General features: G+C 59.8%; 22 protein-coding genes. 8 read left to right on the top strand and 14 right to left on the bottom strand.

Annotated elements, in window-relative coordinates:
- Positions 1 to 14: 14 nt before the first annotated feature.
- Together FJW03_RS22410 and FJW03_RS22405 are read right to left on the bottom strand one after the other, a co-directional pair.
- A complete protein-coding gene (locus FJW03_RS22410) occupies positions 15 to 2,147 on the bottom strand; it encodes a type I secretion system permease/ATPase (RefSeq protein ID WP_140761113.1) in 2,133 nt (710 codons plus the stop codon).
- 29 nt (positions 2,148 to 2,176) lie between these two features.
- A complete protein-coding gene (locus FJW03_RS22405; RefSeq protein ID WP_140761111.1) occupies positions 2,177 to 3,625 on the bottom strand; it encodes a TolC family protein in 1,449 nt (482 codons plus the stop codon).
- A 316-nt stretch (positions 3,626 to 3,941) separates the two neighbouring features.
- Here FJW03_RS22405 and FJW03_RS22400 point away from each other — a divergent pair, with 316 nt between their 5' ends.
- On the top strand, positions 3,942 to 4,478 hold the full coding sequence (locus tag FJW03_RS22400) for a hypothetical protein (protein ID WP_140761134.1): 537 nt from the start codon (positions 3,942 to 3,944) through the stop codon (positions 4,476 to 4,478).
- Positions 4,479 to 4,521: 43 nt separating this feature from the next.
- Here FJW03_RS22400 and FJW03_RS22395 read toward each other — a convergent pair whose 3' ends face one another.
- From FJW03_RS22395 to FJW03_RS22340, 12 genes are all read right to left on the bottom strand, one after another.
- Positions 4,522 to 5,091: a hypothetical protein gene (locus tag FJW03_RS22395; protein WP_140761109.1), complete on the bottom strand. Its 570-nt coding sequence runs from the start codon at positions 5,089 to 5,091 to the stop codon at positions 4,522 to 4,524.
- On the bottom strand, positions 5,088 to 5,660 hold the full coding sequence (locus tag FJW03_RS22390; protein ID WP_140761107.1) for a L,D-transpeptidase: 573 nt from the start codon (positions 5,658 to 5,660) through the stop codon (positions 5,088 to 5,090). Before FJW03_RS22390 ends, FJW03_RS22395 begins: the two co-directional genes overlap by 4 nt.
- Positions 5,647 to 6,810 (bottom strand): AAA family ATPase, encoded by a 1,164-nt coding sequence (locus tag FJW03_RS22385; RefSeq protein WP_140761105.1) that lies wholly within the window; start codon positions 6,808 to 6,810, stop codon positions 5,647 to 5,649. The genes FJW03_RS22390 and FJW03_RS22385 overlap by 14 nt, the downstream gene beginning before the upstream one ends.
- A complete protein-coding gene (locus tag FJW03_RS22380) occupies positions 6,807 to 7,442 on the bottom strand; it encodes a TadE/TadG family type IV pilus assembly protein (RefSeq protein WP_226890434.1) in 636 nt (211 codons plus the stop codon). Before FJW03_RS22380 ends, FJW03_RS22385 begins: the two co-directional genes overlap by 4 nt.
- A complete protein-coding gene (locus FJW03_RS22375; protein WP_181173152.1) occupies positions 7,436 to 7,933 on the bottom strand; it encodes a TadE/TadG family type IV pilus assembly protein in 498 nt (165 codons plus the stop codon). Before FJW03_RS22375 ends, FJW03_RS22380 begins: the two co-directional genes overlap by 7 nt.
- Before the next feature lie 4 nt (positions 7,934 to 7,937).
- The gene (locus FJW03_RS22370) at positions 7,938 to 9,440 is read right to left on the bottom strand and encodes a TadE/TadG family type IV pilus assembly protein (protein ID WP_140761101.1); all 1,503 of its coding nucleotides are present in this window, start codon (positions 9,438 to 9,440) and stop codon (positions 7,938 to 7,940) included.
- A gap of 71 nt (positions 9,441 to 9,511) precedes the next feature.
- On the bottom strand, positions 9,512 to 9,787 hold the full coding sequence (locus tag FJW03_RS22365; protein ID WP_226890433.1) for a hypothetical protein: 276 nt from the start codon (positions 9,785 to 9,787) through the stop codon (positions 9,512 to 9,514).
- 4 nt (positions 9,788 to 9,791) lie between these two features.
- Positions 9,792 to 11,234 carry a type II and III secretion system protein family protein gene (locus FJW03_RS22360; RefSeq protein WP_140761099.1) on the bottom strand — a complete coding sequence of 481 codons (1,443 nt, stop codon included), beginning with the start codon at positions 11,232 to 11,234 and terminating at the stop codon, positions 9,792 to 9,794.
- Between the two features lie 55 nt (positions 11,235 to 11,289).
- Entirely contained in the window at positions 11,290 to 12,330 is a 1,041-nt protein-coding gene (gene cpaB / locus FJW03_RS22355) for a Flp pilus assembly protein CpaB (protein ID WP_140761097.1), read from the bottom strand.
- A gap of 94 nt (positions 12,331 to 12,424) precedes the next feature.
- The gene (locus FJW03_RS22350) at positions 12,425 to 12,640 is read right to left on the bottom strand and encodes a Flp family type IVb pilin (RefSeq protein WP_140761095.1); all 216 of its coding nucleotides are present in this window, start codon (positions 12,638 to 12,640) and stop codon (positions 12,425 to 12,427) included.
- Between the two features lie 48 nt (positions 12,641 to 12,688).
- Positions 12,689 to 12,916: a Flp family type IVb pilin gene (locus tag FJW03_RS22345; protein ID WP_140761093.1), complete on the bottom strand. Its 228-nt coding sequence runs from the start codon at positions 12,914 to 12,916 to the stop codon at positions 12,689 to 12,691.
- A gap of 46 nt (positions 12,917 to 12,962) precedes the next feature.
- Entirely contained in the window at positions 12,963 to 13,175 is a 213-nt protein-coding gene (locus FJW03_RS22340; RefSeq protein WP_140761091.1) for a Flp family type IVb pilin, read from the bottom strand.
- A 554-nt stretch (positions 13,176 to 13,729) separates the two neighbouring features.
- Here FJW03_RS22340 and FJW03_RS22335 point away from each other — a divergent pair.
- The 7 genes from FJW03_RS22335 to FJW03_RS22305 all read left to right on the top strand — a co-directional run bounded on the left by FJW03_RS22335 (position 13,730) and on the right by FJW03_RS22305 (position 20,406).
- Complete coding sequence (locus FJW03_RS22335; RefSeq protein ID WP_140761088.1) at positions 13,730 to 14,857, top strand: phosphatase PAP2 family protein; 1,128 nt, start codon at positions 13,730 to 13,732, stop codon at positions 14,855 to 14,857.
- 109 nt (positions 14,858 to 14,966) lie between these two features.
- The gene (locus FJW03_RS22330) at positions 14,967 to 16,358 is read left to right on the top strand and encodes a CpaF family protein (RefSeq protein ID WP_140761086.1); all 1,392 of its coding nucleotides are present in this window, start codon (positions 14,967 to 14,969) and stop codon (positions 16,356 to 16,358) included.
- A complete protein-coding gene (locus tag FJW03_RS22325; RefSeq protein ID WP_140761084.1) occupies positions 16,358 to 17,329 on the top strand; it encodes a type II secretion system F family protein in 972 nt (323 codons plus the stop codon). Before FJW03_RS22330 ends, FJW03_RS22325 begins: the two co-directional genes overlap by 1 nt.
- Before the next feature lie 18 nt (positions 17,330 to 17,347).
- Positions 17,348 to 18,298, top strand: coding sequence for a type II secretion system F family protein (locus tag FJW03_RS22320; RefSeq protein ID WP_140613035.1), 951 nt, complete (start codon positions 17,348 to 17,350; stop codon positions 18,296 to 18,298).
- A gap of 53 nt (positions 18,299 to 18,351) precedes the next feature.
- Positions 18,352 to 18,903 (top strand): tetratricopeptide repeat protein, encoded by a 552-nt coding sequence (locus tag FJW03_RS22315; protein WP_181165757.1) that lies wholly within the window; start codon positions 18,352 to 18,354, stop codon positions 18,901 to 18,903.
- 1 nt (position 18,904) lies between these two features.
- A complete protein-coding gene (locus tag FJW03_RS22310; protein ID WP_140761082.1) occupies positions 18,905 to 19,444 on the top strand; it encodes a prepilin peptidase in 540 nt (179 codons plus the stop codon).
- A 299-nt stretch (positions 19,445 to 19,743) separates the two neighbouring features.
- Positions 19,744 to 20,406 carry a methyltransferase family protein gene (locus FJW03_RS22305; protein ID WP_140761080.1) on the top strand — a complete coding sequence of 221 codons (663 nt, stop codon included), beginning with the start codon at positions 19,744 to 19,746 and terminating at the stop codon, positions 20,404 to 20,406.
- Positions 20,407 to 20,411 lie beyond the last annotated feature (5 nt).

Raw genomic sequence — 20,411 nt, 5'->3', positions numbered from 1 at the left:
CGTGGTTCTCTTCTTCAGGCGCTGTTTTTCTGCAGCGCTTGAATGACTTGTTCTTTCGGTCCATCGGCAACGATCCGGCCTTGGTCGATGACAATTAGCCGTTCGGCCAACTCGAGCATGCTGAAGCGGTGGGTTGAGACGATCAGCGTCGTATCCCGGTCAAAAGCCGATTTGAGCTGCTTTATCAGCTGCCGCTCCGAGGCCAGATCCATCGAGCCCGACGGCTCGTCCAAGAAGACAATTTTCGGTTTGGTCAGCAGCAGTCGTGCAATCGCCACGGTCTGCCTCTGACCTCCGGAGAGATTGGTGCCTCGCTCGCCGACATTCATGTCGTAGCCGCGCGGGTGGCGAGAGACAAATTCATCGACGCCGGCGGCCTTGGCGGCTTCGATGATCTGCTCGTCGGTTGCTTCCGGATGTGCCATCAGGAGGTTTTCCTTGATGGTGCCCGAAAACAGATCGCCGGCCTGCGCGACAATGCCTACGGCGCGGCGCACCTCCGAAGGGTGATACTGGCGGATATCGATGCCATCCAGCAAAAGCTCTCCAGAGGTCGGCAGGAAAAGCCTGCCGATCAGCCGCCCCATCGTCGTCTTGCCCGATCCTATACGGCCGATGATGCCGATCCGCTCTCCCGGTTTCACCGGGAAATTCAGGCCGGACAACACCTCGTTTTCCGAACCGGGATAGACGAACCCGACATTCTTGAACACCATCGCGCCGTTGCGGATGGGGCGGTTGACGAAGCCAACCGTGTCCGGCCGGTCCTCCGGCTGAGCCATGATCGAGTTCACCATCCTCAACGAGAGCATGGCCTGGCGAAACCTGGACAGGGTGATTGCGATCTGGCCGAGCGGAGCCACGGCACGGCTCGCCAGCATCACCGTTCCTATGATCGCTCCTGTCGAGACGTGCCCCTCGGAAAAGGCATAGGCGCCAGCCACGACCAGGGCGACGGTCACCAGCTGCTGAATGGCTTGGGTGATGTTTCCCGCGGCCGCCGAAAGCTGCTTGATCTTCTCGGATGTGTTGGCGGCGTTCTTCGAGTGCTCTCCCCATTTCCTCAAGAGATACGCTTCGGCGCGCAGCGACTTGATTGTTTCCAGAGTGGAAATGGACTCGACCAGCAGGGCCTGGCGTTGCGAAGCCTCGTTCATCGAGGCGGCCACCCGCTTGCCGATGCGCCGCTGCGTGACCAGGCCGACTATGACGGATGCGACGAAGGCCAGCGCCGGTATGATTACCAGCCACCCGCCGATCGCGTAGATGACGAGCAGAAAGACGAAGACGAAGGCCGTATCGATGAAGACGCTGATGGTGTTCGAGGTAAAGAACTCTCGCACGAACTCATATTGAGTGACCCGATTTGCGTATTCGCCGGTCGAGCCAGGGCGCGCCGACAGCGACGAATTGAGCACCTTTTCGAACAAAAGATACGATATCCGAAGATCCGCCTTTCGTCCGGCATAGTCGATCAGCGAAGCCCGCGCTGTCTTCAGAAGCAGGTCAAACAGGATGACGGCGCCGATCCCGATCGCCAGCACCCAGAGCGTGGATATCGCCTTGTTGGGCAATATCCTGTCATAGACGTTCATGGTGAAGATCGGGGAGGCAATGGCCAGAAGATTGATGAATATCGCCGACAGGACGACCTTCGAATAGGTGCGCCAGAAAGCGCCCATCGTACCCGTCAGCCAATGGCGCCGTTCGATTTTCTGCGCCGAACCGACGTTCATTGCCTCGGTGGCGTTGGCGTAGGTGATCGAGAAGGACGCGCCGCCGATGATGTAACTCGCGGCCAGTTCAGACCTGCCCATGGTCGTGCGCCCGTCTTCCTGCGGGGCGGTGAGATAGTCTCCACCGTCGATTTCCGACAACAAGGCGATGGGCAATTGACTGGCACGGAAGAGAATCGCCGGAAGATCGACACGACCGCTCAGGAAGTCGCGGTGATTGAACTCCTTGACCTCGAGGCCGATGCGCTCGGCAAGATGCCTGATCTCGGCGATCTCGATGCGCGTCTCTGAAACAGGCACCCCGGCAAAAAGCACGGTTTCCGCGCTCGGCCGGCCCAGATAAGCGGCAACCGCCGAAAAGCAGGCCTTGAAGGCCTCTTTAGGGGTCAGGATATTTGGCTGCTTGTTCACGACCCGTCCGCCAGGACTTCAGTCAAACCTCATTTCTTCCTTACCGGGGCCAGGATGTCGAAAGGCAGATCGTTCTTCTGCTCCGACGGCGTCCGTGCGTAGGTTTCGGTGTCCGCTGTCGGCGGAACGGCAAACTCTGTCTGCGCATAGGCCGTGGCCTGTTTGGCCGGCTGAATATCCATCGTCTTCAGAAGCTGTCCCGTCGCTGCCAGCAAGCGATATTGGGCGAACAGCGAGGCATACGAGGCGGTATCGGCCAGCGTCGCCGTGTTGAAACGCGTATTCTGCGCGTCAAGCACGTCGAGCAGCGAGCGCTGCCCAACCTTGAACTGTTCGCGATACGACGCGACCAGCCTCTCATTGGTGGCGGCCTGCAGCTTCAGGGTCTTTGCCAGATCGGCTTGCCGGAAGCGGCGATCCCACGAAGTGCGGACAGCCTCCTCGATTTCGCGCAGGACCTGATGCAGGGCAAGCCGCTGTTCGCTGGTGCGACGGATCTGCTCCTGCTCATTGGCCTTGTCTATCCCGCCCCGATAGAGGTTCCAGCGCAACACCAGACGCGCCTGCAGGTCGGATGTGTCGCCATTATCGCCGTCGATGTCATATCCAGCCCGTGCAGTGCCTTCGGCGACAATCGAGGGGCCGTATTTCGCCCGGGCCGCGTCGACCAGCGAGGCCGCAGCGTCGATATCGCTGTTGGCCATGTGGACGCGCGGGTTATTCTGCCGCGCCAGGCCCAGCGCATCATCCAGCGATTTCGGCAGCGCAGCGGAAACATCGCCTGGCCTCGACGCATTGGTCAGCGGCTTCCCGACAGTCTTGAAGAACCGTATCCTCGAAGCCTCCAGCTCTTCCGAGGCTTCCTGCATGCGGGCCTTGGCCGCAAACAGCCGCTCCTCCGCCTGTTGCCGATCGGCTTCGTTCAATCCGCCGCCCGCAATGCCTTCCTTGATGTCGTGGAGAATTGCTTGATGGAACCCCAGGTTCTTCTTCGCTTCGGTGACGATTGAAGCCTGCAGCATATATTCAAGATAGTCCTGGACAACCGAGAGCCCGATGAATTCGGACCGCTCCAGCACGCGGAACGAAGCGCCATCGACCCGCGAGGCCTGGCGGTTCATCTCGGCCCGCCTTGCGCCGCTGTCATAGACCGTCTGCGAAACCACGACATCGGCCTCGGTTGGATACAGGCTGTCCTTGTCGATGGAAAGCGCGCGGCGGGACGAGTTGTCCAGGCGGCGAGCCCCGGCGGATGCTTCCACGTCCACACTGGGAAGATAGAGCCCTTTCGCCTGACGCAATTCGAATTCGATCGCCTCGCGGTTTTCGATGGCCTGGCCGATCTCGGGATTGGACTCCACGGCGACCGCCATGGCCTCCTTCAGCGTCAGGGCATCGGCACTGCCGCAAGCCAGAAGCGATACCGTCACCAAAAGACCAAGGCGCTTGCCAATGGTCGAAGAACCTGTCGTCTTCATTTTCCCACCCACGTTTCCCGCGCCTTTTTTGAAGAGCGCTGCAACCCAAACTACCCCAGCTGGCTTTGCTCAATATCCGGCAAAATCGCATATTGCGTTAGTATTTACTGATTTAGTTGTACTAGGAGGGGCGGTTCCGAGCATAAGTTTGCGGAATGTAGCAAAAATGGCACATAACCCGGACCCGCTGAGGTTGTGGGTGAAGGCCGCCGTCTTCGCCCGCACTTGCCGACCGTTGCCGATACAAATGCAAAACGTCCCGTTAAGTCTCGCGCAACCCATGTGGCGTAATCTGCCGCCAGATTGCGAGGGCATCATGAAGCGCAAACCACTCTTACTTTTCGCCTTTCCGGCTTTTGTCCTGCTGATCCTGGCGACAGAGCGAATAGCCACGGTCCTGCTCGGAACCTATCCAGCAAGCGCCAATATGTGGAGGATCTGGCTTGCCTTGCACCCGTCGTCCGGCATGTTCTGGCAACAGGTCGATTTCTATCTGGCGGGGTCGATGGGCCTGGACTTTGCCTTGCTGGGCGCCGTCCTGGGAGTCTGCTGGGTGGCATGTCGGGCCAGAAGCTCGGCGGCTTTCTTTCTTGCCAACCATGGCACCTTGATCGTCGCGGCATCGATGATTTTCATCGGCGGCCACTCGCAGACCGCAAGCACCATTGCCGCGTTTACGGCGCCGAGCGGCTTTCAATTCTCACTGGTGATGGACTTCACCTGGCTGAACGGCCTGCTGTCGGTCATGGGAGTGGCGGCGTGCGCCTATTGTCACTTTGCCTATCTGGGTGAGCTCAGGATGCGCGTTGAATCGCGGCGTGTCCGGGTTCTGGCACTGCAGAGAGATTTCTAGTGCCGTTGTCCCAAAACCGAAATCACTTTTGGGCGGCAATGCATCAGTTTATCTTGTGATAGGTGACCTTGCCCTCGGGGGATACGATCCGCTGGTAGTTGGAGCTTGGCGCCGGAGGCACCGCCGGAGCCGGCCTCCTTCGAGGCGCCCGCGGCAGGTCCTCGACGGCAGGCTGGGCGTCCGGTTCGGAGGCGCTGGCAACTGCCGCCGGCGCTTCGACGGGCGGGGAAAGCTCCACGACGCGCGGCTCGTCGCCACCGTGATTTCCCGACATTTCCGGTGCCTGCCGGGCGATGTTGGCGTTGACCTCGCCGAAGCTCGCCCGCAGCCGATCATCCAACGCCTCGAACCGGCTTTGAAATCCGTTGTTGACCGTATCCAGCCGCGCGCTCATTCGCTGCTCGAACTGGCCGAGGTCCTCCAGCCGCGCCTCAAGCGCCCGCAGGTCGTTGATGCCACGGTAGAGGTAGACGGCCGCGGTGGCGTTCAGAAGAGCAAACAGCGTCAGGCCGACACAAACGGCAACGGCAAGTCTGGACCGGCTCTTCTCCTTGTCGAGCAATAACGGTTCCACCGCTGCCACCAGTTCGTCCGGATCGCTGATCGTCGTCATTGGACCACCACCTTGGTGCCGACCGGCACGCGCCTGAAAAGATCGATGACATCGGTATTGGTCAGGCGAAAACAGCCCGACGTCCCGTCGAAACCCACGCCGGAAGGGTCGTTGGTGCCATGGATGCGATACAGCGTGTCGCGACCATCCCGTAGCAGATAGAGCGCCCTGGCGCCGAGCGGATTGTACGGCCCCGCGGGAACCATCTCCGGCAACTCCGGCTGCCGGGCACGCATTTCCCGGGGCGGCCGCCATTCGGGCCATTCCGTCTTTGCCCCCACCTGGACCGTACCCGTCCAGCCAAATCCATCCCGTCCGACACTGATCTGGTAGCGCAGCGCCTTGCCCTGGCCGGTCACCAGGTAGAGCGCTTTTTCCTGCTTGCGGATGATGATGGTTCCAACGGTCTCGGCGGTGGGAAACGCCACCATCTTGCGCAGGCTGGGACCCATGGCCGGCAATGGCGGGCGGCTGCCCGCCGACGCGATCTGTGCGGCGGCAAGCACCAGCGCCAGGCCGACAAGGCAGGCGGCTGCCAGCCGAAAGCGGGGATGGCTAGCGGGCCGCATCGCCGAGCCGCTCCCGGAACATCTTCTTCAGATCCTTGTTGAAGCGCGCCCGCCCATCCACTTCCGACGGCAGCATCGCGCGGTTCAAGGCGTCGGCCAGCAGCGCATTGTCGAGGGCGACCGACTTGATGTGCGGCGCCTTGAAGATCTTCTCCAGTTCACTGCGCGAGAAGTGGTTGCCGAACCATTTGCGCTTGTGCTTGTTGGCCACCAGGGTGATGTTGACGGCGTTGCCGCGCAGCTCGCGGATCTTCTTGTAGAGCCGTTTGCCTTGCCGCAGCGAAGCGACATTGAGTTCGAAGACGATGAAGATCTCGTCGCTCGTCGACAGCACGGAATCGTGCCAGGGCGTTTCGAGGTTGGGCAGGTCGATGACGATGTCGTCGAACCGGTAGGCGACAAGGTCCAGCAGCCGGAAGACGAAATCGGCGCCCTGCGGCTCGAATGGCAGTTGCGGCCGCTCGAAGGCATAAAGGGTGAGGCCGGACGGTCGCGACAGCTTGATGACGTCCATGAGTTCGACATCGAGCCGATCCGGCTGGCCGATGATGCCGGCAAGATCGAACTGGTTGAACAGGTTGAGATAGGCGCCGCAATTGGCGCTCTGGAAATCGAGATCGACCAGGCAGGTCGATGCCGCGCGTTCGGCCGATTTCGAGGCCAGGAACTCCGCCGCCGAGAGCGCCAGCGTCGTGGCACCCGCGCCGCCGCTGGCGCTGATGAAGGTGATGATGCGGCTCTTCGCTCCCTGGCTGCCGGTGTCGTGGAAGGTGACGGCGTTGAGCAGTTCCTTGCCGTCGAGCGGCTTGTGCAGCCAGTCGGAGGCGTTCATGCGCACCAGCACGCGCGTCTGCTCCGACGTCAACTCATTGGAAACCGCGATCAGCGGCACCGTCGCCCACAGCGCGCGCGCCTCGACGATGCCAGGGCTGGCGAGCAATTCGCCATCGCCGAGATCGAGGATGACGATGCCCGGGCGCGTATCGGCGGGCGGCCCCTTGAGGAAATCACCGGTCTCCGAGATCCGCACGTCATAGATCGCCAGCGCATCGAGCCGCGTTGCGACATCACGCTTGAAATTCGGATCCGACGAAAACAGCGCGACCTGCTTTCGCTTGGTCGGCAGGACCTTGGTGTTGATGGCATTCATGGCCAGGTGCTCTTCATGTCTTCGCCCGTGACCGTGCTCAGCATCGAGGGCATGGTGATGGTTCCGAATCCGAGAAACCCGGCCAGAAAGAAGAACTGGAAGGGATGATTGACAACGCTGACGGTGATCGTTGGCACCGGGCCGCTTGGGCGTGTCCAGTAGCCGAGGCCCGAAGCCTGGTACTGAATCTGGACCTCGGATTTCAGAAGAGTTGGCAAGAATGTCAGCATTCCCGGCCGTGTGCTGCTGCCGCTGAAAATGAAGTCGAAAGCAGCCTGGCTCGCGGTGAGGTCTTTGCACGTAGCGCCTGTTCCACAGGTGCAGGATACAACTCCGGCGGCACTGGCCGTACAGATATAGCTGTAAGTGTTGGCTGGAACCGCCTTTCCCACATCCAGTGAGTCGCTGGGTGTTTTTGCCTCGAGCAGAAGTCCGCTGGCGATCGGAGCGGAAATCTGCGCCAGCCTGGCGCCGGCCTGCACCGCTTTGTTGCCGACGTTCCACTGGTAGAAGGCGTAGCCGAAGTCGACGAAGCCGAGGAGAAGAGTCAGCAGCAGGGGCATTGCAATGGCCATCTCGACCATCGTCGCGCCGGATTGGTTTCTCCAGAACGTGTCGTGCGACATCACCATCCGAGGACACGCTCCTGATGGAATACCGAAAGCGTGAGGGCGCCGAAGCCAAGATAAGACCAGAGGCCCAGAGTAGGGTACGGATACGCGGTGCTGACTTCCACGACAACGACCGTACCGGTGCTGCTGAGATAGAGCTCGGTACCGGTCGTGGCATCGATCGCCGGGACCGATTGTGCCTTCCTGATCTTGACCTGAGCCGCGGTCCACCCGGTAACCCTCGCGCTACCGCCCTGGACGGCCCCGTTCACTGCGAGGTTTGTCGCCAATCCTGAACAAGTGTCCCAATCACTGCTGCAGCGCGCCATATAGCGAGAGGCATCCTCGACGCCTGCTTCGAGAAGCAGGCGCGTGTTGAAGATGTTCGAGAACTCGAAGACACCGGCCGACAGCAGCAGCACGAATGGCGTGACGATCGCCACCTCGACCAAGGCAGCGCCTTGTTCGTCGTGATGGAATCGCCGGAGGAACTGCCTCAGTGTGATGAACATGACGCTACCGGTACAATTGCGCTTCGTTGCGGAATGCTTTATCGACAAGGGTGTTGTTGGCGAACCCACCATCGACGTCGACGATCTCCAGGCTGATTGGCTTCTCGCCGGCTGAAGGATCTTCGGGGTCCTTGGTGTTGTCCTGCTTTTGGACCGGGGTGTTGACGAACACGCTTACATAGCCGTCAGGCTTGAGCGCGACGTGACCGTTCAGTTTGTCATCGTTGGCGATGCAGTCGACTATGGCCATGTTCAGCAACCGGCGTTCTGGGTCTACGGTTGGCGCGTCGCCCTTGTAGCAGGACGGGTCGCCCGTTTCCTTGGTCGGTGCCAATGACTTGTCACTGACGAAACCGTGAGAAATCTCATATTTGTAGACGTCATATCGGGAAGCTGGCGCGGTCTTTGTTCCGGTCGGGTTGGTGGCGCTGGGGACATTCGGATATGTCGTCCCGTGGTTGATCGACCAGTAACTGCTCCAAAAACCCTGAGACGCGATCTGGTCGGACATTCCCTTGGCGTCGACGTAGTTGGCGCCTGGGGGCAAGGGTAGCGCGGTGTTGTCAGTCACCGGATCGTATTTGCTGCAGCCGGTCTTCTGGCCTTTGCGAACATTGGTGGCCGGCCTGTAGTTGAAATCCTTGTTGTTCTTGTTCAGGGAGCCGCTATAGAGATCGAACCGGACATTGAGGCCTGTATTGACCTGGCCGAGGGTGACGCCGGTCTTGGTGGTCAGGGAATCGCGGCTATAGCAGGTGCCGGAAGTGCCGATCGCAATGGCGTCGCGCAAAGAGCTCAGGTTGTTATCGATCAGTCCGAAATTGCCCGGCCCCGGGTTGGAATCGACCTTGAGGACGCGAAACTCCCGGCCGTAGGTATCCCCCGAAGCGAAAGCCTGCTGGATCGTCTTGCTGGTCGACGGGTCTGTTGTCTCGAAGGGATTGCACATGAAAAGCGGCACCGTTTCGCAGATAGATTGAACGAAGCCGGCAACCGCTTGTGGTTGAATGTCCATCGTATCCTTGCTGCCGAGGAGACTTGCGGGGAAGATCGTCGCGAAGGAACCTGCGCCGGCCGCCTTCACGGTGACTTCCGCGAAGGACACTGCTTTGGGGTCGGTGCTTGCCCAGTTAACGCCATTGGCATCGACGCCTGCCGCACTAAGAGCCGTGTCGTCGCTGGCTGGTATCCCGGTCAGATAGGTCACGGTAACATCGGCCAAGACGATCGCATGAGAGCCAGACGTCGAAAACAAAGTACCGTTCGAGACAAGGTTGGCAACGGCGCTGTTGGCTCTGATGATGCTGTCTGTTCTACCGTCCAGTTCGGCGGCGGCCGCCAGCGCTAGACCATCAACGCCTTTCTGCAGGTCGTTGTGCAGCCCGTTGGCGCGGCTCATGTCGATGGCTAGCAGCGCGAAGCCGATAAGCACGGGCAGCATGATGGCGACGAGGATCATCGCTATGCCGCGTTGATCGTTCCAGAAGGCACGAATGGTCCCCAACATGACCTTACTCTCTGCTCTCTTGCGCAAGGGCCCCTCGCATGCCCGGCGCCATCCGCATCCTTCCGTTCAGTTCACTGCTTTGTCACGCCCGACCCGCCGACATTGACCGTGATGGCTGGTGGCGGCGGCGGTGGCGGCGGGAATTTGTAATTTTGGGCAACGGCGGCAGCGCGTGTGCCGTCGCCTTCGATATGCGTGTTCCTGGAGGCCGGATTGAGCGGATCGACCGTCTGCAGCATCGAGTTGAACTTCTGCGTGTCGCCGGCGGCCAAGGTCACCGTGTCGTAATGGTTCAGATAGTCCGCGGCGCAGCCCGAAAGCGACCCGGCACACAGAATGAGGATCAAGGCGCTATTTCTTGACATAAAGCATCTTGTCCTTCGATTTGAAGTCGAGCATGTGGCCATAGGGGCCGGTGACGCCGTCGCCCGTCTCGTATTTCCGGATCATGTCCTTGTTGACTTCGAGCTGGCCGAGCACGAAGAATTCGGGATCGTTGGCGGGCCGGGTCTTGTCGAGCGGCGTCGCCAGTTGCTCGCCGGGCTTCACCGGCCGCACGAGATGCGGCGTGACGATGACAACCAGTTCGGTTTCTTCCTTCTGGTTGCTGGAATTGCGGAACAGCGCGCCGATGACAGGCACTTGGCCGAGCCATGGCACCTGGTTCTGCAGCTTGGTGGTCTTGCTGGACAGAAGCCCGCCGACCGCGAAGCTCTGGCCATCGCGCAGTTCGACGACGGTTTCCAGCTTGCGGTTGGTGAAGATCGGATCGCCGGCGGTGGTGAAGCCGGTCAGGTCGCTGACCTCCGGTGCCAGCTTGATGTGGATCTTGTCGTCAGCGAGCACGATCGGCGTGAAATTCAGATTGACGCCGAACTGCTTGTACTCGATCTGGACCTGGCCATTGGCGTCGACGCTGCGGATGGGGACCTGGCCGCCGGCGTTGAAGCTGGCCGCCTCGCCGGAGAGCGTGGTCAGGTTCGGCTCTGCCAGCGTGCGCACCACGCCCTTGGCCTCAAGGGCTTCAATGATCAGATCGACCTTGATGTTGCTGTCGATGACGCGCGTGATCAAGGCTGCGAAGGGATTGCTGTTCGAAAGCAGACCGCTGACAAGGTCGCCTGCCCCGAGCTCCGCCCCGTCCTTGTCCACGGTGGCAATACCAGTTCCGACCCGGGTGGTGCCCCGGCTGTTGGTACTCTTGATCGACACACCGAGGTCGCGTCCGGCATTGCGCTTCGCCTCGAGCACGCGCACTTCGAGGTTGACCTGCTGGCTGTCGTCCACCGTGACGGCGTTGATGATGGCGTCGGGACCGTATTGCTGGGCAACTTCCATGATCGCTGCCAGGGTGGCGCCATCCTTGACATGACCGCCAAGCCGCACCCGGCCGTTGACCGAGCCGATCTCGATACGCGACCTTGGCGAAACCTGGCGGATCGCCGCCGCCATGTCGCTGACGTCGACGCCGACCTCGATCTGGATGACGCCGAGCGAACGTTTGTCCGTGGAGAAGAGATTGACCGTGGTGGTGCCGGCGCCCTTGCCGATGACATAGAGCGTGCGGTCGGTCATCGGCTGCGCATCGGCGATCTTCTCGTCGCCGACGACGATGTCGCCGAGGTTGGCATTCACCTGGATCGTCACCGATTGCGACATCGGCAGGAAAACACGATGGACGCTGGGGTTCGACACGTCGATGAAGCGGTCGGCCGCATCGGCCGTAAGGCCCGATAGCAACAGCGTCGCCACACAAGACAACGCGGCCGCCGCTATCCTCCAGAAACCCTGCATCCCCGTCTCCCCGATCGCTGCCGGCGGCAGCCCCATTTCGTTCGCCGCGCCTTTGTTATGGTTGTCGCGGCACGTCATATGTCTCGAGCTTCACGCCCCGGAAAACGCCCACTGTCACCTGTGCCGGCGGAGCGGGCTGAACATATTTGACCACTTCCTTGACGACCTCGTGCACCTCGGGCGCCGACGCCACGACAGGCACCGGCTTTACCTTGCTCAACTGGTCGAGCTTGTTTCCGACCCGGTCCACGGCCTGGGCCAACCCCGCGATCTTGTCGTCGGCGCGTTTGCGCTCCTCGGCGGCCGCGGCTTCGGCCGCTGCCTTCTTGTCGAGTTCGGCTTGCCGCTTCGCAACATCGTCCGGGGTTTCGCCGGTAAGGTCGGAAAGCGTTACCCGTTCGGTCGTCTCGCCCTTGCTGGCGGCGGCCTGGCGAAGGGCCAGCGACAATTGGCCGGCGCCGGCGGCGAGGGTCAGCTTCTGGGCATCCTTGGTGCTGGCCTCGAGCGTCACCGATTTGACGACTGTCGGGCTGTCCTTGCTCACATCGGCAACCTGGTCGACGGCAAGCACCTTCATGCTCTGCAACAGCACGTCGACAAAACTCTTGTCGGCGCCGTCGTCGCCACGCACCGTGCGGGTCAGCAGCACGTCGACCCGGTCGCCCGGAAAGACGAAACCGGCGACACCAAGCACATCATTGACCCGGATGGAAACGGCTTTCATGCCTTCGCCGAGCACCGCCGAAAGCGTGGCGCGCTGGCCCGGGCCAGTGATCTTGGTGGCGAGGATAGGTTCGTTGGCGCTGATCGTCTGAAGCGCCTGCCGCGTGCCGTCGCCTGCTAGGGCCTCCTTGGTCGTCTTGAAGGCGCCAGTCGGAACCGCGCCCGCAGGCCAGGCGATTTCGCGCAACTTGTCGTCGGTCAGCGTGTCACCGAATTTCAAAGCTACGGCCGCCACCACGACCGTGTCGCGCGGGACCTCATCCGTCCGCGCCATGGCATTGCGCTGGCTGGCCAGCCAGATATTGGCGAGCACCACTGCCAGCACGCCGAACACGCCGGCGAGGACAATCATGATAAGCGTATTAGCGCGCATCTTCCCACCCCACCATCGCCCGCCGGGCGAATGTCCGCCCCTTCAAAGCGCAGAATCCTGGGCCGAAATCAAGCGATTCCGGCCCAGAAAGTTTTTAGCAAGTGCCACCGGCAGTGCCTGTGCTGGATATGCCCTTGGTGTTCAGGTTCACGCAAAGGCCGGTGAACTGACTGCCGACCCATCCGCCGATGGCGATGATCGCAACGATCGACGCCGCGGCAATGATGCCGATCAGAATTGAGTATTCCACCATGGCAGCGCCGTTCTCATCGTCGTGGAACTGCCTAGCTACGCGGATAAGCGACTTCATGTCTTAATCTCTCCTTCCCTGGCCGATTCCGGCCCAGGGCGTTTCCGATCAACCAGCCGTGCTGCAAGCGCCGGTGCCAGTGCCAGCAGAGCCGATACCCGTGCCGCTCAGCTTCGTGCAAAGGCCGGTGAACTGGCTGCCCACCCATCCGCCGATGGCGATGATCGCAACGATGGATGCCGCAGCAATGATGCCGATCAGGATGGAGTATTCGACCATGGCAGCGCCGTTTTCGTCGTCGCGGAACTGCCTGGCTACGTGGATAAGCGACTTCATGTCTATCCCTCCTTTTTTGGCCGATTCCGGCCCAGGGCGTTTCTAATCAACCAGCTGGATTGCAACTGCTCCCGGCAGCACCATTAGTGCCAAGCTTCGTGCAAAGGCCGGTGAACTGGCTGCCGACCCATCCGCCGATGGCGATGATCGCAACGATGGATGCCGCTGCAATGATGCCGATCAGGATGGAGTATTCGACCATGGCAGCGCCGTTTTCGTCGTCGCGGAACTGCCGGGTCATCGTCATGAGCTTGTTCATGTCAATGTCTCCCTTTGGAGGTTTGAACCCGACGAGACAGAGCCAGGATGAACTCCATACCCAAGCATCCCCCGTCACCGCGATCCTAGGTCCCGAGAAATTGCGGAGTCAAACGGGATTAACGGTTCCTTAACTTTCCAATACATGAACTTTCGAGTTGAGCGCGGCTTTAAATTTCAGCAAGATCTTGATTCGCCTAGTTTTTCAAGCGTCCTTAACCATTCGTTCACAATTATGCCTGGCAGCTAATAAAGCGGCAGTTACTTTAGGCCTATTGCATACTCCTTTATATCTGGGGGGTTATAACCAGATATTGAGTGGTCGCCGATGTCGGAGCACCCAAGGGGCACAGGGGCCTCCAAAGCCTGGTGTGCCGCTCATATTTGGCGGCGTGGGATCCAGAAATAAAAACGATATTTTCTCCACCCGCATCTTAACTATCTTGCAAGTATTGGTTCTTCCCGAACCCGAGGGCGCTTGTCCCGCATGTGGTTAACCGTTAGTTTATGGATTGCAAATTTAGGGAAGCCTAACGCGGCGGGACGGGATGGCCGATGCTTAGACGGATGGAACGCGAAAGGCGGGCATTCCTGCACCCGTCGCTTTCGGCGGCCGATTCGGCCTTCGATCCGATGGCGGCCATATCAATTGGCCGCCGGGCGTATGGATGGACCGGAATGGCGAAATCCGAGAAAAATGGGCTTGTTGCCTTTATTTCAGCCTTGCTTGCCGGAGCTGTGGTGACAAATCTGATCTGGTTGCCGTTCTCGACCGTGAACCTCAATAAATCTATCTGGTTCGATGTGGCGATGACGATGCCCATGGCCTTGCTGTGGGTGCTCCTTGGAGCGATGCGCCTTCAGCTTCGCAAAACGCCTTTTCGCCATCGCGACATGGTAAGTGAGTTCGCTGGCAGGATACAGGCGCTGGCCATGGCGTTGACCGCTATAACCCTGTTTTCCCTAGTGCTTCTGCTCGTTACCTATCTGGCTACCGCGACAAGCCGTCCACTGCTGGACAGCTATCTGGCCGCGGGCGACGCAGGCTTGGGCTTCGACTGGGTCTCCTATGTGAGATTGCTCAACGACTATCCATCAATCGATCATGTGCTTTCGATCGCCTACAACAGTTTGAGCGTACAGTTGTTGCTGCTGCCGGCCATCCTCGCGTTGACCGCTCGGTCGGACCGGCTGGAGGAATTTGTCGCGCATTACGGGGTGGCCGGTTGCTTGATGTGCCTGGTCACGATGGCAGTGCCGGCGGCAGGTGCCTTTGAGTTTTACCATCCGTCGCCGGAGATTTTGAGTTCCTTTGGTCCCGGCGCCTCGACGCGGCACCTTGAGCAGCTTCATGCCTTGCGGACACTGAAACCATTCCTGCTGGAGCATCCCGAAGGTCTTGTCTCGTTCCCTTCCTTCCACTCCACCCTGGCCGCGATCTTCGCCTATTCAATGCGTGGCATCCGCTATATCTCGCTTCCCGTCTGCGCCCTGAACGCGATGCTGATCCTCGCCACATTTCCCGAGGGCGGGCACTATCTGGTCGACGTGCTGGCGGGATTGGCAGTCGCGGCCGTTGCAATTCAATTTGTCCGCTGGATTGCCCAAGTCCGGCCGCCCCTGCAATCAGATTCGGAAGTCGTTCAACGCTTGTCCAGCCGACAACAGGTGCCTTTGTCATGACCGTCGCCAACCAAGCAGTCATGTTTCGACACGATCCGCCGGACCTCGGTTCGCGCACTTCCGGGCCGAGCAGTGCTTTCCTATCAAATGAATTTCGGACCCGCGCGAGATGTTAGGCCGCTTCATCAAAGGGCCGGCTGAACAGCCAAAGCCGCTCGATCAGCCGATCACGGGCGTGCTGCTCCCCGCTGCAACGCCAATTCCGGCAACTGTGGATCTGGCGCCGCAAGGCGAGGACTTCCTGACGCTGAAAGTCGAACTGCATCGCCATTTGATTGACCGGTTCAATTTAACCGCGCTCGAAACGGCATCCAAGGACGAGATACTGAACGAGATCCGCCCGATCGTGCGCGAGTTCGTGCGCACCCACAGCGTGCCGCTGAACGCACGCGAACTTGACCAAATTACCAGCGAGACCGCCGACGAGATGCTGGGACTCGGCCCGATCGAACCGTTGCTCAAGGACGACACGATCACCGATATCCTGATCAACACCCACAAACGTGTTTTCATCGAACGGCGTGGCCTGGTTGAAGAAACGGCCATCCGATTTCGTGACGAGGCGCATCTGCTGCGGGTCATCAACAAGATCGTGTCGGCCATTGGCCGGCGCGTCGATGAATCGGCGCCGATGGTCGATGCCCGCCTGGAGGACGGTTCCCGCGTCAACATCGCGGTGCGGCCGATCTCGGTCGACGGCCCGCTGGTGTCGATCCGGAAATTCTCCAAGAATCCATATTCACTCGAACGCCTGGTGGCGCTCAATTCGATCCGCCCGCCAATGGTCGATCTGCTGCGGATCGCCGTACAGGCGCGCAAATCGATCCTCGTTTCGGGAGGGACGGGCAGCGGCAAGACGACCTTGCTCAATGCGCTGTCGAGCTACATCCCGTCCAGGGAGCGCCTGATCACCATCGAAGATGCGGCGGAACTTCAGCTGCAGCAACCTCACGTCGGCCGGCTGGAGACACGTCCGCCCAGTGTCGAAGGAAAGGGAGAGGTTCGCCAGCGCGAACTGGTCAAGAACGCGTTGCGCATGCGTCCCGACCGTATCATCGTCGGCGAGGTGCGCGGCGAGGAAGCCTTCGACATGCTGCAGGCCATGAACACCGGCCATGAAGGCTCGATGACCACCATCCACGCCAACACGCCGCGTGATGCGATATCTCGCTTGGAGCAGATGGTGGGCATGGCAGGAATGCCGATGACGCATGAATCCATCAGAGCGCAGATTGCTTCCGCCATCGACGTCATCGTGCAGACACAGCGCCTCTCCGACGGCCGCCGGCGCGTGACATCGATATCGGAGATTACCGGTATGGAAGGAAACGTCGTCCAGATGCAGGAAATCTACACCTTCGTACGTCGCGAGGTGACGGTTGACGGTCAGATCGTCGGGGAGTTTCGCGCCACCGGTGTTCGTCCACGTTTTGCGCCAGAAGCAGCGACGCTTGGACACCATTTCGCCAAGGACGCCTTCAATCCTCAGGTTGCGCTCTGATGCCCACCGGCCAGACCTTGCTGTATTTTATTTACACGCTCGCGGCCGCGGCCGTCATTCTCGCCGGCGAGGCGCTGTATCTTTCCTTCGCCGATCGCCGGACCCGTGCCGGCACGATCAATCGGCGGCTGAAGCGATTGTCCGATGAGGTTCCGGCCGAAAAGACCTTGCAAGGATTGCTGCGCGAGCGCGGCCTGACGGACACGGGTGACTTTCTTTTCGGCATGGTCGGTCTGAACAGGCTTTATACCCAGTCCGGCGTTACCGGAAACCCGCTGACTTTCGCCGCGATGTTCCTGCTCTCCGCTATCGCACTCGCGCTTGTGTTCTCGTTCCTCCTCAATTTTTCCTTATTGCCTTCCATCCTGATTTTTCTGGTGACCGGATTTGCCTTGCCGCTTCTCGTTCTGCGTCGTGCGCGCAATAAACGGATCCAGAAATTCGCGAAACAGCTCCCGAACGCACTCGACATGATCGTGCGTTCACTGCGGGCAGGGCACCCGGCATCGGTGGCGGTAGGTCTGGTCGCGCGCGAAATGCCCGATCCGCTCGGCACCGAATTCGGCATCGTCTCCGACGAAATCACCTTCGGACTGAGTATCGAACAGGCGGTGCGGAAGCTTTCGCAGCGCGTAGGTTTCGAAGGCCTCCACCTGCTGTCGGTGTCGCTGTCGATCCAATCAAAAACGGGCGGCAACCTGACCGAGATCCTCGCCAATCTTTCGTCGGTTCTGCGCGAACGTCAGAAACTCAGAATGAAAATCAGGGCGCTTTCATCAGAGGGCCGGGTGTCCGCGTGGATCATCTCGCTCTTTCCGCTCGTAATGTTCCTGATTCTCCAGCTCGCCGCTCCGGCATATTACGGCCAAATATGGCACGACCCTCTGGTCATGCCGGTGTTCTTGATCTTCGGAACGTGGGCGCTGCTGGGTGACTTCATCATGTATCGCATGGTCAATTTCGATTTCTGACAGGAGCGAGCCATAAACCTGTTATCGAACATTCAGGGACTGAGTTTCCTGGTTTCCACCGCGGTGTTCGTGGCGGCTGTGTCGCTGTTCCTGTTCGGCGCGCTTGTCTTCTTGCCGGCGTTGCAGACACGCAAGCTGGTTGCCCAGAGCCTGACGTCGGAAGGCATCGCCGACCGCCGCTCGCTCGCGGGTCAGGAACAATTGCTCAAAATCTCGGCGCAACGTCCGGTTGATGCCTACTTTCGATCGATGGAGAAGGAACGCAACGAGCCGAATGCGCTCGAGGCGAAGCTTTTTCGCGCCGGGTTTTATCAACCCAGTGCTCCGCTCATCTACACCTTGTCGCGACTGGGCGCGGTCTGTATCGGCTTTTTGGTTGCCTATGCGCTCCTTGTACGAGTGCTCCCGCCCCACCTGCCTGCTTTCATGGCCTTTGCCGGTTCCGCGTTGTTCGGACTCGCATGCATCGTGATTCCAGCTATCCTGCTCGATCGCTTCGAGAATACGCAAAAACAGATCTATCGCCGCGGGTTTCCCGATTTTATGGACATGATGATCACCTGTGCCGACGCCGGCATGAGCCTGGAGGCGGCGGTAGAGCGTGTCGGCGCCGAACTGGCCGGCACCCACAAATGGCTGGGCATCCAGCTTGCGATCATGAACCTGCAATTGCGCGCCGGCAAACCGTTGCGGGAGGCGCTGCGTGAACTCGCGGACCGCATCGGGCTGGAAGAGGCGCGCTCCCTGGCCGTGCTGTTCCGGCAGTCGGAAGAGCTCGGCACCAGCCTGACGGAAGCGCTGCGCGTCTATAGCGACGAGATGCGCGGACAAAGAATTCTTCATGCTGAAGAACGTGCCAATGCCCTGCCTGTCAAAATGATGATTCCATTGGGGCTGTGCATCTTTCCCGTTGTGCTCATGGTCATCATGTTGCCAGTGATCATTCGCATGAAGGGCATTTTCTTCTAAATGGTTATATGCTTTGATTCTAAAAAAGGGTCGGTCGACTCTTGGGGGACAAAATGACAGGGCCAATGCGCCTCGCAGCCGTAGCCAGTCTGTTGTTGGCGCTTGCCGGCTGCCAGACAAATGGTGCGGACACCACAGGCGGTGTCGTGCGCACCAATGAACCCTCGAAAGGCGATGTCACGTCCTTTGGCGATGCGTTCGACGGATTGAAGACGGTCAGTAACGTCGAATACTATGCCTCGGATCAGGCCGTGGCCGAAGCCAAGAACCAGTTCCGCGCGGAAAACTACGGCAATGCCGGCGCGCTGTTCTTCAAGGCGACGCAACTGGCGCCCAATGATGGCGGCGCCTGGATGGGATTGGCCGCATCGTGCGACCGGATCCACCGTTTCGACCTTGCCGACCGGGCCTACAGCAGGGCCTTCCGGCTGGTTGGCGCCTCGCCCGAATACTACAACAATGTCGGCTATTCCTATCTGCTGCGTGGCAAACTGCAGGACGCCCGTTCGAATTTTCTCAAGGCTTATGAGCTGGCACCCAACGATCCGACCGTGGCCAACAATCTGAAGCTGCTGTCGTCGAGCGTGCAGAACATCGAGCGCTAGTATGCTGCTTGTCGAGGCACTGCTGCTGAAGGCCCTCGCCATCCCTCTGCTCGCCAGGATTGCGTGGCTCGACTTCACGACGCAGAGGATTGCCAATCGTGATGTGCTGCTACTGCTCTGCCTGGGGGTGGGATCGCTGTTGTTGTTGATGCTCCGATCCGGGTCGTGGTGGGACATGGGCTTGAGCGCGTCTGCCGGCCTCGTGCTGTTTCTTGCCTTGTTCCCGTTCTGGGTCTTCCGCAAGATCGGAGCCGGCGACGTCAAGCTGATAGCGGTCGTCCCTTTTCTGACCGGCGGCGAAGACCTCGCCGTTTTTTCCGCGCTGCTACTGGTTTTCGCCCTCGTCACTGCAGGGATCATGAAAAATCCGCTCCTGCTGCCCGCAGGCGCCTTCCGCCTCTACGTTCAGCATCTCGACCGCAAAGGCGTTGTGCCGTTCGGCGTGCCAATCTCGGTCGCGGCGATCTGCACGACAGCCCTCCTGATCTACGAAAGTGTGGTGTTGGCGAGCAGTTCTGGAATCCTGAATCAGCTTAACTGAACGGCGGCAGCCCGCTCTGCTGTGCGAAGCGCGGGCCATCCAGCCGCATTCACAGGCAACGTCAACCAAAACGCAAACGTTGCGCTGTGCGGGCTGAGTGCGATCGCCATTACGGCTGAAATTGCAATCGAGATCGGCGCCAGGACACGAAGCACGGGAAGAAGGTTTGGCATTTGGCCACGATAAGTCGGACAGATTAACCAAAAGTTGAGACGGCATAACCGTTAACTCTTTGGAAACCATTTTCTTGTCGGGGCGCGGAAGTGATGTTTCAATAACTGCTTAAGGAGGGGATGAAAATGTTGAACGAGGATTTTTTCGGCCGCATTGCCATCATCTTTGCGATGACGGTTTTGGCGACGTCCAGCGCGATGCCTCTGCTCCTCTATTTCCGTCAGGATACCTCAGCAAGTTCGCTGGCAATCGTTACTCAACTGGCGTCAACCGTGTTTCTGTCGTTGCAGCTTGTGATGACAATCGTCCGCCTTCCGCCAAAGGGAACTGCGCAGGGAATTGAACCGAGAGTAACCTCGGTAGCTGGAACATTTTTGATCCTGCTCGCATTGAACCTGACGCCGGCATTGCAAAATGAGGCGGCTCAAGTGACGGCTCTCTGCTTGGTCTTCATCGGTACGGCCAGTTCGATTTTCTGTCTCTATTGGCTGGGCCGTTCCTTCTCTCTCATGGCGACGGCTCGACGCTTGGTTACCACTGGCCCGTATTCGATTGTCCGGCATCCGCTTTACATCTGCGAGGGGGTATTCGTCCTCGGGATGATCCTCTCGCATTTTTCAATGCTGATGGTGGCCTTGGGTGCGGTTCAGTTCTTTTTGCAGTATAGACGCGCGAGAAATGAAGAATCCATTCTTCAGCAAACCTTCCCAGAGTACGACGATTACGCGCGGCGCGTCCCCATGCTCTTGCCGCGGTTCCTTGGTGGCGCCATACCAAGCGGCCAATAATCAGG

The sequence above is a fragment of the Mesorhizobium sp. B4-1-4 genome (assembly GCF_006439395.2).
GTDB lineage: Bacteria > Pseudomonadota > Alphaproteobacteria > Rhizobiales > Rhizobiaceae > Mesorhizobium.
The sequence above is the reverse complement of the archived record's forward strand: the minus strand, read 5'-3'. Positions and strand labels throughout refer to the sequence as shown.